Annotated in this window: 8 protein-coding genes; 5 read left to right on the forward strand and 3 right to left on the reverse strand. The window is 66.8% G+C overall.

Going from position 1 to position 13,796, the window contains the following annotated elements:
* The first annotated feature begins 5 nt into the window (after positions 1-5).
* Positions 6-3,365, forward strand: coding sequence for a PAS-domain containing protein (locus KYX69_RS18030; protein WP_367280214.1), 3,360 nt, complete (start codon positions 6-8; stop codon positions 3,363-3,365).
* Here KYX69_RS18030 and KYX69_RS18035 read toward each other — a convergent pair.
* Positions 3,339-3,965 carry a response regulator transcription factor gene (locus KYX69_RS18035; RefSeq protein WP_300499767.1) on the reverse strand — a complete coding sequence of 209 codons (627 nt, stop codon included), beginning with the start codon at positions 3,963-3,965 and terminating at the stop codon, positions 3,339-3,341. The two genes, KYX69_RS18030 and KYX69_RS18035, sit on opposite strands and share 27 nt — an antisense overlap.
* A 232-nt stretch (positions 3,966-4,197) precedes the next feature.
* Between KYX69_RS18035 and KYX69_RS18040 the strand changes: the two genes are divergently transcribed.
* From KYX69_RS18040 to KYX69_RS18055, 4 genes are all read left to right on the forward strand, one after another.
* A complete protein-coding gene (locus KYX69_RS18040; protein ID WP_300499769.1) occupies positions 4,198-5,865 on the forward strand; it encodes an MFS transporter in 1,668 nt (555 codons plus the stop codon).
* A 72-nt stretch (positions 5,866-5,937) separates the two neighbouring features.
* A complete protein-coding gene (locus KYX69_RS18045) occupies positions 5,938-9,075 on the forward strand; it encodes a TonB-dependent receptor (protein WP_300499780.1) in 3,138 nt (1,045 codons plus the stop codon).
* Positions 9,075-10,310, forward strand: a complete 1,236-nt coding sequence (locus KYX69_RS18050) for an alginate lyase family protein (RefSeq protein ID WP_300499782.1) — start codon at positions 9,075-9,077, stop codon at positions 10,308-10,310. The genes KYX69_RS18045 and KYX69_RS18050 overlap by 1 nt, the downstream gene beginning before the upstream one ends.
* A gap of 16 nt (positions 10,311-10,326) precedes the next feature.
* Positions 10,327-12,288, forward strand: a complete 1,962-nt coding sequence (locus tag KYX69_RS18055; RefSeq protein ID WP_300499784.1) for a sialate O-acetylesterase — start codon at positions 10,327-10,329, stop codon at positions 12,286-12,288.
* 31 nt (positions 12,289-12,319) lie between these two features.
* Here KYX69_RS18055 and KYX69_RS18060 read toward each other — a convergent pair whose 3' ends face one another.
* Positions 12,320-13,585, reverse strand: a complete 1,266-nt coding sequence (locus KYX69_RS18060; protein WP_300499786.1) for a TolC family protein — start codon at positions 13,583-13,585, stop codon at positions 12,320-12,322.
* On the reverse strand, positions 13,582-13,785 hold the full coding sequence (locus KYX69_RS18065; RefSeq protein ID WP_300499788.1) for a DUF2892 domain-containing protein: 204 nt from the start codon (positions 13,783-13,785) through the stop codon (positions 13,582-13,584). The genes KYX69_RS18060 and KYX69_RS18065 overlap by 4 nt, the downstream gene beginning before the upstream one ends.
* Positions 13,786-13,796: the final 11 nt, after the last annotated feature.

Here is a 13,796-nt window from a genome sequence, read left to right on the forward strand (position 1 = left end):
ATGCTATGCAGGACCGCATGAGCCTCCATGTCGCGTCTCTGGTCGCTCTGGCGCTGATCGTGGTGATGTTCGCGGTTGCCGCGATCGTCGAGCGTAACGCGGCGGAGCATGCCGATGCGCGCCTGCGCCGCCGGGCCTATACGCTGGCGCTGGGCGTCTATTGCACCAGCTGGACCTTTTATGGCGCGGTCGGCAGCGCGGTGCGCGACGGGTGGAGCTATCTGCCCATCTATGCCGCGCCGATCATCCTGTTGCTGGCCGCCCCGCGCTTCCTGCGTCGGCTGGCCGAAGCCGTGGCCGAGGAACGCGCGACCACCGTGTCCGACTTCATCGCCGCGCGCTTTGGCCATGACATCGTCGTCGCGCGGCTGGTGACGCTGATCGCGCTGCTCGGCACCATCCCCTATATCGCGCTGCAGCTCCGCTCGATCGGCGCGGCGCTGTCGATCGTATCCGGCGCGGATGTCAGCCTGCCCGCGATGCTCGTCGCCGCCCCCCTGCTCGCGGTGTTCGCAGCCTTGTTCGGCGCGCGTCGGTTCGAGCTGGCCGGGCGCAGCGAAGGGCTGGTCTATGCCATCGCGCTCGAATCCGCGATCAAGCTACTGGCGCTGCTGCTCGTCGCTGGCATCGCCATCATCGTGATCGCCCACGCCGATGCCACCGCGATGCAGGCCGGGATCGAGCGGTTTCAGCAGAGTTTCCGCGCCGACCGCATGTCACTGGAAGTCGCGATTATCTTTCTGATCGCCATGCCCGCAATCCTCGTGCTCCCCCGGCAATTCTATATGGGGCTGGTCGAGGCACGGCATCCCGACGATCTGGTGCGCGCACGCTTTGGCCTTGCCGGATATCTCGGCGTGATGGCGGTCGTCATCCTGCCGATCGCGCTGGCCGGCACGATGCTGCTCGACCCGAGTGTGTCCCCCGATGTCTATGTGCTGGAGCTGCCCGCGGCGCAGGGACACAGCCTGGTGCTGGCGGCGGCACTGCTCGGCGGAGTCAGCGCCGCAGCATCAATGGCGATCGTCGATTCGACGGCGCTGGCGACGATGGTGTCGAACGACCTGCTGTTCCCGACAATGGTGCGCCGGCGCATGTTGTCCAGCGCCAACACATCAGGTGCGATGGGCCAGCGGATGCTGATGCTGCGGCGCGCCACCATCCTCGGCATCATGCTGCTCGGCCTCGCATGGGCGTTGCTGGTGTCGTCGCAGGATTCGCTGGCGTCGATCGGCCTGATCGCCTTTGCCGCGATGGCGCAGTTCGTGCCCCATTTCATCCTCGCCGCGACCGGCAAGGGCCGCGACGCGCTTGCGGCGCGGGCGAGCCTGACGACCGGTCTGATCGTCTGGCTCTACACGCTGGCACTGCCCCCGGTGCTGCCCGACGGCGTGATGGCGGTGTTGCGGGGCGGGCCGGCCGATCCGACCAATCTGCTCGGCATCGGCTCCGCTACGCCGCTGACCCATGGGGTGGTCTGGAGTGTCGGCGCCAATCTGCTCGTCTTCGGCGTGATTGCGGCGCGCGGACTCAATCGGCCGCAGTTCCCGCGCATGTTCGGCGGCGAGCGGCTGATCAGCAATCAGCGCGACCTGATCCAGCTGGCCGGCAGTTTCGTCGGGCGTGAACAAGCCGAGCGGGCGTTCAGCGACGTCGATCCGGCGGCTGCCGTCGATCGCCGCTCGGCGCGGCGGGCACGCGGCCTGATCGCGCAGGTCGTGGGGTCGTCATCGGCCCGCGCGCTGGTCGCTTCGGCGCTGGCGGGCGGAAAGCTGAGCGCACACGATGTCGCGCGCATGCTCGACGAAGGCGGGGCGAGCCTGCAATTCTCGCGTAAATTGCTGGCGTCGACCTTTGAAAATGTCGAGGCGGGGATCAGCGTCGTCGATGCCGAGCTGAACCTGGTCGCGTGGAACAGCCGCTATCTCGACCTGTTCGATTACCCGCCGGGCATGGTCTATGTCGGCGCGCCGGTCGCGGACCTGATCCGGCACAACGCGCGGCATGGCGATTTTGGCGATGGCGACATCGAGATGCATGTGCGCAAGCGGCTCGCGCATCTGCGCAACGGGCAGCCGCACCAGTTCGAACGGCTGCGCCACGATGGCAAGACGATCAAGACCGTCGGCGGGCCCATGCCCGGCGGCGGCTATGTCATGTCGTTCACCGACATCAGCGAAGAGGCGCGGATGCGCGCCGCGCTGCGCACCACGCTGAACGAGCTGGAACGCCGGGTCGAACAGCGCACCAGCGAGCTGCGCGATGCCAATGCTCGGCTGGCCGAGGCGGATCGCGACAAGACGCGGTTTCTGGCCGCGGCAAGCCACGATCTGCTGCAGCCGCTCCACGCCGCCCGACTGTTCACCAGCGCCTTGTCGCGCGACGCAGCGGCCGGACAAGCCGGTCTGTTGAATCAGGTCGACCAGGCGCTGCTCGCCGCCGAGGATTTGTTGCGGTCGCTGCTCGACATCAGCAAGTTCGATGCGGGCGGCGTGACGCCTGACCCGGTGCCGATCGCGCTCGGCCCGTTTCTGACCGAGCTTGCCGACAGCTTTCGCCCGATGGCGGCGGACAAGGGGCTGGCGCTGCGCCTCGTCAATCCGCGCGGCACCGTGCGGTGCGACGCGGGACTGTTGCGGTCGGTGCTGCAGAATATCCTGAGCAACGCGCTGCGCTACACGGTCAGCGGCGGCGTGCTGATCGGCGTGCGCCGGCGCGGCGCGTTCTGGCGCATCGATATCGTCGATAGCGGCGTTGGGATCGCGCCGTCGCAGCTGTCGCACATCTTTGCCGAGTTCAGGCGGCTCGGCACCATCGAAACCGAAGGTCTGGGGCTGGGGCTGGCGCTGGTGCGCCGGATCGTGCCGCTGATCGGCGGACAGCTCGATGTTCGCTCCCGCCCCGGTCATGGCAGTTGCTTCAGCCTCTCGCTGCCGGTCCATGAAGATGTTCCGGCCCCCCCGCCACCAATCGCTGTCGCTGACGCGCCGCCGCGCCCGCTCCGCGTCCTGGTCGTCGACGACGATCCGCGCATCGTCGCCGCCAGCACCGCTCTGCTCGAAGCGCTCGGGCATCGCGCGATCGGCGTTCGTAGCGGGTCGGAAGCGCTGGCCGTGACCGATCCGATCGATGCTGCGCTGGTCGATTATCAGCTGGGCTGCGCGCTGACCGGGCTTGACCTCATCGCGCAGCTGCGCACGCGACGCGCGGGGTTGGCAGCGCTGCTTCTCACCGCCGAAACCGCGCCCGAGGTCCGCACCAAGGCGGCTGCGCTCGGTGTCGATGTGCTCGCCAAACCCGCGAATCCAGCGGCAATCGAAGCCTTTCTGCGACGCGCCTCAGCCGCGCAGGTCAAGCCCGAGTGAGCGCGCGACGAGCGCCGCCTGGGTCCGCGTCCGCACGTCGAGTTTGCGCATGATCGCGGTCATGTGAACCTTGACCGTCGCCTCGCTGATGGCGAGGCGGTGGGCGATCTGTTTGTTGAGCTGTCCGTCGAGCACCGCCAGCAACACCTTGAGCTGCATCGGGGTAAAGCTCGCGACGGTCGCGCGCACCTGATCGACCGGCTGTTCCTGAACATCGACCTGCGAAGGAACCGGACTGTCGAGCGCAGTGACGATCGCCGCCTCGATCGCATCCAAGTCGCTGCCCTTGTGCAGATAGCCGATCGCGCCGAATGCGCGCGCTTGTGCCGCGACCTCGGGGCCGGAGCTCGACACGACCAGGATCGGCACCTCCGGTCGCTCGGCATGGAGGAGCGCGATGCCAGAATAGCCGACCGCGCCGGGCATTTTCAGATCGAGAAGAATGAGCCGCAGCGCATCGGCAGTCCCGGCAGCGGTGACGGCTGCATCGAGCGTACCCGCCTCCACGTTGATCGCATCGGGCAGGACATTTTGCACGGCCAGACGCAGGGCCTGACGGAACAGGGGATGGTCGTCGGCAATAAGAACGGATTGCGCCAAGCCTGCTTCCCTCCACTGCGCCTTCAACTAACCCCGAACGGACGACAAGTCACGCAATCCGGCACATTTCTCGTCCGATCGCGCCTCTGCGCTGGACGATTCGTCGGCGCATGATGTCATACATCTACGACCATTGTCGTAATGACTTTCAGCGGCGCCGCAGCCATGATCATCCCGCCTCGAACCGCGCGTGCGGGATAGAAGGCGGATCGATCAGGAGAGTTGAGCGCGCATGGCTACCCAAGCCCCGGACCTGCCCAAGCACCACAAGGCGACGCAGAGCGAGAAGCTGGTCATCACCGCCTCCTCGTTGGGCACGGTGTTCGAATGGTATGACTTCTACCTCTATGGGCTGCTGGCGACGATTATCTCGGCGCAATTCTTTTCCGGCGTGAACGAAACGACGGGATTTATCTTCGCGCTCGCCGCCTTTGCGGCGGGGTTCGCGGTGCGGCCGTTCGGGGCGCTGGTGTTCGGGCGGATCGGCGATCTGGTCGGGCGCAAGAATACCTTCCTCGTCACCATGGGCCTGATGGGCTTTGCGACCTTTGTCGTCGGCCTGCTGCCCTCCTATGCCACGATCGGCGTTGCGGCGCCGGTCCTGCTGATCCTGATGCGGTTGATTCAGGGTCTTGCGCTCGGCGGCGAATATGGCGGTGCGGCGACCTATGTCGCCGAGCATGCGCCGAACAACAAGCGCGGCCTGTACACTAGCTTCATTCAGACGACCGCGACGCTCGGCCTGTTCGCGGCGCTGCTCGTCGTGATCGGCACCCGCACCATCGTCGGCGAAGAGGCGTTCAAGGAATGGGGCTGGCGCGTGCCGTTCCTGGTCTCAATCATCCTGCTCGGCGTGTCGCTGTGGATCCGGATGCAACTCGAAGAGAGCCCTGTCTTCAAGAAGATGAAGGAAGAGGGCAAGACGTCGAAGGCACCGCTGACCGAGGCGTTCGCCAAATGGGGCAACCTCAAATTGGTGCTGATCGCGCTGCTCGGCGCGGTCGCGGGGCAGGCGGTGGTCTGGTACACCGGCCAGTTCTACGCGATGTTCTTCCTCGAAAAGATGCTGATGGTCGATGGCGCGACCACCAACATCCTGATCGCCATCGCGCTCGCCATCGGCACGCCATTCTTCATCTTCTTCGGCTGGCTGTCGGACAAGGTCGGGCGCAAGCCGATCATCATGGCGGGCTGCGCGCTCGCGGTGCTGACCTATTTCCCGGCGTTCCAGGCGCTGTCTTCGGCGGCGAACCCGGCGCTGGCGCGGGCTGCGGCGACTGCGCCGGTCACGGTGGTAACCAATGATGCGGATTGCTCGCTGCAGTTCGATCCGGTCGGGGGCAACAAGTTCGACAGCAAGAGCTGTGACATCGCCAAGGCGTTTCTTGCGAAGAATGCGATCAGCTACAGCTCGGTCGAGGCACCGGTCGGGGCGATTGCGCAGGTCAAGGTGGGTGACGCAACCTTCACCGCGCCCGATCCGGCTAAGGTCACCGGCGCCGACCGCAAGGCCGCAATCACAGCGTTCCAGGGCGAACTAAAGGCCGCGCTGACGACCGCCGGCTATCCGTCGAAGGCCGATCCGGCGGCGATCAACAAGCCGCTGGTCGTCGCGATCCTCACCTGGCTCGTGCTGCTGGTGACGATGGTCTATGGCCCGATCGCGGCGATGCTGGTGGAGCTGTTCCCGACCAAGATCCGCTATACATCGATGTCGCTGCCCTATCATATCGGCAATGGCTGGTTCGGCGGGTTCCTGCCGACGACGGCGTTCGCGATGGTCGCGGCGACCGGCGATATCTATTACGGCCTGTGGTATCCGATCGTCGTCGCCGGGCTCACCCTGGTGGTCGGGTTGCTGTTCCTGCCAGAGACGTTCCGCAAAAATATCGACGAATAGGCGGTGGGCGCAGGTCTTTTCCTGCGCCAGCGCATGACACCGGTATCAGATAGAAAATTGGGGAGAGACCAGATGACCAACTTCGCACGAGCGGCCCGGCTTGCCGCCGTCAGTTCGACCGCATGGCTCGCAATTGCATTGGCACCATCGGCTTACGCACAGACCGAAGCCACACCCGCCGCAGAACCGGAGGCGGAAGAAGAGGTCGTCGTTACCGGCATCCGCGCCTCGCTCGAAAACGCGCTAGATATTCGTCGCAAGGCCGACGTCATCCTCGACGGCATTTCCGCAGACGATATCGGCAGCACCCCCGACCTTAACCTCGGCGAGGCGCTGCAGCGGATTCCCGGCGTCCAGATCAACCGCTCCGCCGATCGGCGTGATGCGTCGATCAGCGTGCGCGGCTTGCCCAGCCAGTATACCAAGACGACCGTGATGGGGCAGAGCATCGCGACGCCGACCTTCGGCACGCGCGGCAACGGCAACCCGTTCGGCATTTTTGATGCAGCGATCTTCAGCGGCGCGGACGTCATCAAGTCGTTCACCGCCGAAATCCCCGCAGGTGGCCTTGCCTCCAACGTCGACCTGCGGCTGCGCTCCGCCTTGTCGCGCAAGCAAGGGTTCGTCGCCCGGGCCGAGCTGCAATATGAAGAGACGACCGAGGACGCCAATCCCGGCTATTTCCTCTCGGCGGTCAAGCGCATCACGCCGAACTTCGGGGTCTACGCCACCGGCTCCTACGCTAAGCAGAGCTTCCGCCGCGACACGATCCGGGTCAATTCCTACACCTCCTTCACGCAGGCGCGCCTCAATCAGCTGGCGCTGACCAACCCGGCCTTCGCCATCCCCGCGACCGACTCCGGCGGCGTGCCCAACGATGTCGTATTCCCCTCCGAAGTGCGCCAGATTTCTCAGACCAACCAGGGCTATCGCCTGTCCGGCGGCGCGGGCATGGAGTGGGAGATTTCCGACGCGCTCAAAGTGCGAGTCGACGGCATCTACACCCGCCGCGACCTGTCCGACGCCAATCTCGACCTGCTGATCGCCTTCCCGCAGGACGCAACCGGCATCGTCACCCCGCTGTCGGCCCCGGTCCCGCTCGGCACGTTCGATCGCGGCTCCAACGGTTCGGTCGAGAATGTCTATGTCGTCAACAATATCGCGGCGAGCGACTTTGCGATCCCGATCGGCAACCGCAACTTCCCCTCGATCGACCAGAGCTGGGCAATTTACCCGCAGGTCAATTTCCGCAACGACGACTGGGCAGTCGATTTCGTCGGCACCTGGTCAAAGGCGGTCGGCGACCGGCGCGAGTTCCTCTATGAACAGCGCATCCAGCCCAATACCGGCCGCGCCGACTTCAACGGCGATGGCATCGATGACGCGGGCAATGGCGCCTATGCGATCATCAACACCGGGCTTGGCAATTACAACGACTTCCTGTTCGATCTGACGGTGCCGGGCGCGCTGCTCGATGTCGGTAACGGCACCTACACGGTCAGCGCGGGGAACGCGATTCAGGCGCGCAACTCGACCCGGCCGCAGAACGTCGTCTTCACCGCCAGCGGCAATGGCGTGCGGGTCAAGCGCGACATGCTCGCCGCCGACTTCAAGGTCGAGCGCTTCGTCGAGTTCGGCCCGTTCACCAGCGTCAAGGTCGGCGCCTATTATCAGCGTGAGACGGCGGACCAGACGCTGCAGGAAAACGCCAATCTCGGCACCCAGCTCAACAACCTGACCAACAACATTTTCCGCCTGAACGACGCCGTCACCTCCGGCGGCACCTTCTTCGGCGGCGGCGCACCGGGGGCGGAGTTCGGCAATTTCTACTCGCTCAACATCGCCAATATCGAAGCCGCGATCTATCCGGTGATCGGCACGGTGCCGCCGGGCGTGACCTTCGCGCCGACCGCAGCCCAGCTGGCGGCATTCTTCCCCGAACTGACCCCCGCCGCGCGCAGCCGGATCACCTATGCCAACATCCTCGCGCTCGCCCCGCGCAACTCGCTGACCGGTTTCGTTCAGCGCTTCCCGCTCAATCGCGTTCAGGGTCAGAATTTCAATTCCGAGCGCGACAATCTCGAACTGTTCGCGATGACCAAGTTCGATCTGGAGCAGTGGAAGGGCCTGCCGGTCCGCGGCAATATCGGGATGCGCTATGTCCGCTCGAACCTGTCAGGCATCACGCGCGATCAGGCGCTCGATTTCTACACGGCACTCGGCTTTACCGAAGCGGATTTCCGGCCGGGCTATTTCCTTCCGCCCGAACCGGCGACGGGCAAGTATAGCGCGTGGTTGCCCTCGGCGAACCTGATCTATGAGATCACGCCGAAACTGGTGGCGCGCGCAGCCTATTACGAAACCTTCGAAGCATTCGATCTGGTCGAATTCAGCCCCGCCCCGACCCGTATCCTTGAAGACGTCGATCCCGATGCGGGCGATACGGTCAGCTCGGTGCGCATCGACGTCAACCGGTTCGGCCTGCAACCGCGCAGCTCGCGCGCGTTCGACCTCGGCATCTCGTGGTATAACCGTCCGGGCAGCGTGATCGCGATCGGCTATTTCAACAAGCGGGTGACCAACGACATCCTCACCCTCAACAATTTCTGCCCTGCGGGACAGAGCTTTACGATCGAGGGTCAGACCTTCGGGCCGCTGTTCATCGACGGGTCGGGCCGATGCCGGATCAATCAGGGCAACCCGATCGAGACCGCGAACCAGCGCATCATCATCAATCAGATCGTGAACAATCCCGACGCGATCACCGTCAACGGGCTGGAATTCCAGATCCAGCAGCGCTTCGACTTTCTGCCCGGCTTCCTGCGCAACACCGGCGGTGTGTTCAACTACACCCGCGTCCGCTCGGGCGGGGCCAATGGCACCAAGCTCTACAATGTCGCCAACGACACCTACAACATCATCGGCTATTATGAGGACAGCCTAGTCCAGCTGCGTATGGCGTACAACCACGCGTCAGACATCGAACTGGCGGGCGGGTCGACCTTTACCGGCAGCGCCAGCCGCGTGCGGCCGCGCGGGCAGCTCGACTTTTCGGGCGCGCTCAAGCCGAGCAAGTGGCTCGAGCTGCGGCTGGAAATCTACAACATCACCAATTCGCGGCGTGAGGAATATGAAGGCGACCCGCGCCTCAACCGCGTGGCCGATTATGACGGGCGCACGGGTGCGCTCAGCGTGACGGTGAAGTTCTGATGCGTGCGGCAGCACTGTTGGCGGGATTGTTGCTCGCAGCAGCCCCCGCCGCAGCGGCCCCGGTGCTGGCGCAGTGCAAGGGGGCGGACGGCTATCTGGCCAGCGGTCAGCGCACCTTTTTGTGGCGGCCCGAATGGCTGGCGGCGCAGCGTGCCGCCGCCGCCAGCGACCCCGCGCTGCGCCAGCGGCTGATCCGCGGAGCGGATGCAGCTTTGCGGCGTGGCCCGTACAGTGTGACCGACAAGCCACGCGCGGCGGGCAGCGGCGACAAGCGCGACTATCTGTCGATCGGCCCCTATTGGTGGCCCGACGCGTCGAAACCCAATGGCGAACCCTATCGCCGCCGCGATGGCGAGGTGAATCCGGAGCGCAATGGTGAGCGGTTCGATGTGCAGCGGCTCGGTGCGTTCAGCCGCGATGTCGAAACGCTGGCGCTGGCATGGCACGTCACCGGTGATGCGCGTTATGCTGAGCATGCGGCGAAGCTGCTGCGCGCATGGTTCGTCACCGCCGAAACGCGGATGAACCCCAATCTCGATTATGCGCAGGCGGTGCCCGGCGCGTCAGCCGGACGTCCGGAGGGCATTATCGAAGCGACACGGCTGGTCCCGGTGATCGAGGCGGTCGGCGTACTCGGCCCGAGCAAGGCGATAAGCGCGGCCGATCAGCGCGCGATCGAAGGCTGGTTCGCGGACTTCGCGACCTGGCTGGCGACCAGCCCCAATGGCAAGGGGCAGCGCGCGGCCAAGAACAATCACGGCGTCTACTACGACATGCTGCTCGGCCAGTTCGCGCTCTTCGCGCGGATGGACAGCGTGACCCAACGGCTGGCGCAGGATTTCCTGGCCCGTCGCCTCGGCCCTCAAGTCGATGCTGTTGGAACCCTGCCCGCCGAAACCGCACGCACGCGTAGCTGGCATTATTCCGCCTTCACACTGCGCGCCGGGGTCCAGATGGCAATGCTGGGCGAATGTGTCGGCGTCGATCTGTGGCAGGGCGATGCGAAGGCCAATCCGCTGCGGCGTGGGGTCGATTACCTCGCTGGCTATCGCGCAAAGCTGGACAGCTGGCCGTTCAAGGATATCGACCTTGCCGACCCCGGCCGCCGCGCGCGCGCGATGACCGAGAGCGACACGATGCTGACCCTCGCCGCCTGGGGCTTCCGCGATGCGCGGCTGATGCCGCCCGAAGTGCCTGCCAGCGATTCCGGCTGGCTGATCCCCAATCCGCGCTGATCGAATGAGAGTGACGATGATCCGAACCGCCCTGATCGCACTCGCGCTCACCGCCGCCAGCCCGGCGCTCGCCGGACCGCTCACCGTGGCGCCGCATCTGGCGAGCCATATGGTCCTGCAGCAGGGCAAGCCCGCGCAGTTCCGGGGCGGTGGCGCGCAGCCAGGCGAAGCGGTCAGCGTCAGCTTTGGCACCGCCACCGCAACCGCGCGCGCCGACGCGCAGGGCAACTGGCAGGTCACCCTGCCCGCCCTCCCGAGTGGCCAGAGTGGGGCGGTCACGATCCGCGCGGCAAGCGGCGGCTCGCTACAGCTGGACGATGTCGTCACCGGCGATGTCTGGCTGTGCTCGGGCCAATCGAACATGGACCTGCCGGTATCGGGCAGCGCCAACCCCGACCGCACCGCGCGCGAGAGTGCCGGGCTGCCGATCCGGCTGCTCAAGGTGAAGCGCACCGCCGAGGCAAAGCCGGCCCGCGATATCGTGCCCGAACTCACCTGGTCGCGCGCCGCGCCGGACAATCTCGGGGGCTTCTCCGCCGCCTGCTGGCACATGGCGCGTGAGATTCTGCGCAACGATCCCAAGACGCCGCTCGGCCTGATCCACGCCGCCTGGGGCGGGTCGACGATCGAGGACTGGATGTCGCCAGCAGCGCTCCGCTCGACCGGCGCGTCGCCCGAACAGCTGGCCTGGCTTGACCGTTACGCGGCTGATCCGGCGGGGGCGCTCACGGCAGCGGTGACTGCGACCGACCGCTGGGCGGAGCAGGCCGACCCCGGATCAGCGGGTGCCGCATGGGCCGCGCCGGGCTTTGACGACAGCGGCTGGGACCGGATCGCTGTCCCGGGTCAATGGGAGCGGTCCGGGATCGACGGGCTTGGCGGCTATGACGGCATCATGTGGTTCCGCACCGGCATCACGCTCACCGCTGCGGAACTCGGCGAAGGCAAGGATGTGGTGCTCCAGCTCGGCCGGATCGACGAGCGTGACCGCGTGTGGATCAACGGCGTGCCTGTGGGCGCGCAGCTGGTCGCTGCCGAGCAGCGCAGCTACCGCATCCCGGCGGGCGTGCTGCGCGCAGGGGAGAACAGCATCGCCGTCCGCGTCATCGACGAAATGGGCGGCGGCGGGTTCAGCGGTCCAGCCGATGCACTCGCGCTGGTGCTGCCGGGTGGCGCACGCAAGCCGCTGGCCGGTTCGTGGCGCTATCGTCGCAGCACCGCCGACAGCGCGTGGAAGGAAGCGCCGCCCGCGATCCCGTGGAGCATGCCGCGCGGGCTGGCGATGGCGTGGAACGGCATGATCGGGCCGCTCGCGGGCACCGGACTGCGCGGCATTGCCTGGTATCAGGGGGAATCGAACACCAGCCGTGCGTCAGGCTATGCCGCCGCGCTGCGCACATGGCGGACGAGCTGGCGCGCGCATTTCGCCGACCCGGCGCTGCCGGTCGTGATCGTCCAGCTGCCCGGCTATGGGCCGCGCAGCCCCCGCCCGATCGACGCCCCATGGGCGCAATTGCGCGAAGCCCAGCGGGTCGTTGCCAATGAGGACCCCACTACCGGGCTGGCGGTCGCCATCGACCTCGGCATCGCGACCGATATCCACCCCGCGCACAAGGACGTGGTCGGCGAACGCATGGGGCAGGAAGCGCTGCGTGTCGCCTATGGCAAAGCCGTCCCGCCAGCGCCGCAGCCGGTGCGGGCGACCCGCACGCGCGAGGGGATCGAAATCACCCTGCGGTCCTCCGAAGGGCTGGCCGTGATGGGCGCGGTCGAGCCAGTCGGGTTCGAGCTGTGCGAGGCGAACGGCGCGTGCCGCTTTGCGCGCGCGATTGTGCGTGACCAAAGGGTGCTGGTAATCGACGATGGCCGCCCGGCCAGCATGGTTCGCTATGCGTGGCAGGGCAGCCCGGCGATCAACCTCTATGCGCGATCGGGGCTGCCAGTGGTCCCCTTTCGGCTCGAGATTGCGGCGGACTGACCGGCGGCTGATCCACCAAGCGAACACGCCCTCAGTTCCCGCCAAGCAGAGCGGCAAGCGCCTCTGACTGGACCAGCCTGCGCGCCAGCGCGCGGGTTTCCTCCGCTGCTGCCGCCGCCGCGTCGCGTTCGGCATCGAGCAGGGCGAGCATTGGCAGCGCGCCGGCCTGCACCTCGAGCCTGACGCCGCGCAGCGCTGCGTCCGAAGCTCCGCGCCGCGCACGTGCCGCGATCAGCGAACGGTCCGCGCCGATCAATGCGGCATAGGCGCCCGCCGTCCGCCGCTCGACCTCTTGCTCGGCAGCGGCGAGTTGTGCGCTGCGCTCGGCGAGGTCAGCCTCGGCCGCACGGACCTTCGCCCCGGTGCGCCCGCCATCGAACAGGGTCCAGCGCGCGCGCACGCCGACACTCGCGCTATCGGCGCGATAGCCGGGGAAGAACTGATCGCGTACGCTCGCCGCCTCGGCATAGGCACCCAGCGTAGGCAGCCGCTCGGCCCGCGCCCCGGACACGCCGCCGCGCGCCACACCCACCATCGCCCGCGCCGCTGCGATGCCGGGATTGTTCGCGCGCGCGCGATCGATTGCCGCCTGCATCGACAGGTCGGGCAGCGGCGGAACCGGCAGGCGTTCATCGAGCACGACGTCCATTCCCGACAGGGACCGCAGCGCCGCGCGCGCCGCCGCCTGCTCACCCTCTGCCATGGCGCGGGCGGCCTGCGCTTCGGCGAGGCGGGCCTCGGCCAGCGCCATATCGGTGCTGGTCCCGGCCCCGGTCTCATATTTCAGCCGCGCCTGGCGTAATGCTTCAGTCAGCGTGGTTTCCATCCGGGCATAGGCGGCGGCGGTGTCTCGCGCGGCGACGGCTTCGGCATAGGTGCGCACCACGTCGATCCGCAGCGATAGCGCCGCCATCGTCGTCGTCGCTTGAGCGGCGGTTTCGCCCGCGCGTGCCTGACTGATCGCCGCGCCGACCCGGCCACCAGTGTAGAGCGGCAGCTCAGTACCGAACTGAAGCGTACGCGGCGTGACGGAATCGGCGCTGAGCCCGAAAAATCCCTGCGGATCGATCCGTCCGACACCGATCTGCCCTTGCACGCTGGCGCTCGGCATCCGCTCGGCACGCGCCTGATCGACTCTTGCCGAGGCGCCATCGGTCCGTGCGCGCGCTGCGGCAAGGTCGGGCGAGCGCGCCAGCGTCGCTTCGACCACGGTATCGAGCGACTGCGCCTGTGCCGGCACGCCGAATGCCAGCGCCGCCGACGCCGCCAGCAGCGCGCTCAGAGCATGGCGCCTCACCGGAACACCCTGCCCGGCTGTACGCCCAAACGCTTGAACAGCATCGCGGCCGGGCAGAAGCCCGTGAACGCCGCCTGGAGCATGTTGCCCCCGGCGAACAGCGTCAGGCCGATCCACCAGGGGTGAACGGTCAGCGACAGGATGGCGCTCACCAACACCACAGTTCCGGCAAAGGCGAGCACGGCGCGATCGAGGTTCATGGGACAGACCT

This window comes from Sphingomonas sp., from assembly GCF_030145815.1.
In the GTDB taxonomy this organism is placed as follows: Bacteria; Pseudomonadota; Alphaproteobacteria; order Sphingomonadales; family Sphingomonadaceae; genus Sphingomonas.

Bases quoted from the DNA above. Each gene is read 5' to 3' on its own strand.
- KYX69_RS18030 (WP_367280214.1), top strand. From the start codon at position 6: ATGCAGGACCGCATGAGCCTCCATGTCGCGTCTCTGGTCGCTCTGGCG.
- KYX69_RS18040 (WP_300499769.1), top strand. From the start codon at position 4,198: ATGGCTACCCAAGCCCCGGACCTGCCCAAGCACCACAAGGCGACGCAG.
- KYX69_RS18045 (WP_300499780.1), top strand. From the start codon at position 5,938: ATGACCAACTTCGCACGAGCGGCCCGGCTTGCCGCCGTCAGTTCGACC.
- KYX69_RS18050 (WP_300499782.1), top strand. From the start codon at position 9,075: ATGCGTGCGGCAGCACTGTTGGCGGGATTGTTGCTCGCAGCAGCCCCC.
- KYX69_RS18055 (WP_300499784.1), top strand. From the start codon at position 10,327: ATGATCCGAACCGCCCTGATCGCACTCGCGCTCACCGCCGCCAGCCCG.
- KYX69_RS18065 (WP_300499788.1), bottom strand. From the start codon at position 13,785: ATGAACCTCGATCGCGCCGTGCTCGCCTTTGCCGGAACTGTGGTGTTG.